The organism is Bowmanella yangjiangensis, from assembly GCF_017255015.1.
Lineage (GTDB): Bacteria > Pseudomonadota > Gammaproteobacteria > Enterobacterales > Alteromonadaceae > Bowmanella > Bowmanella yangjiangensis.
Genome location: NZ_JAFKCS010000642.1, coordinates 1 through 413 on the forward strand (window position 1 = coordinate 1; position 413 = coordinate 413).

A 413-nucleotide genomic window follows, 5' to 3' on the forward strand; every position below is an offset into this window, starting at 1 on the left:
CAGCACGCACCAGGCGCTGCCGCAGGTGCTGTCGTCGCTGCGTGCCCGCACGCGGGCCTACCTGGTGCTGGCCGCGCCGCCCCGTGGCATGCGCAATCTGGTCGACTGGGTGGCCGCTCAGGGGGCGCCCGATGCGCAAACGCTGCTGAGCGTGCTGGCGCAACTGATCGGCGCCGTACGCTCGTTGCAGCGCCGCGGCATGCAGGGGCTGTGGCTCAACCCGAGGCAGATCCTGCTGGGCGATGACGGCCGGGTGCTGTTGCTGCCCGGCGCCGCAGCGATTCTGCCCACCGTGGCGCGTCAGCCGTTGCCCGAGCATGCGCTGCCGCTGGCGCCGGAACTGCGCAGCGGGCGTGCCCTGGATGGCCGCGCCGACCAGTTCGCGCTGGCGGCGCTGGCGTACTGGCTGTTGT

1 pseudogene is annotated in these 413 nt (G+C 73.1%); it reads left to right on the forward strand.

From position 1 onward, the window contains the following. Positions 1–413, forward strand: a pseudogene (locus tag J0A65_RS26055) (hypothetical protein); the annotation flags it as partial.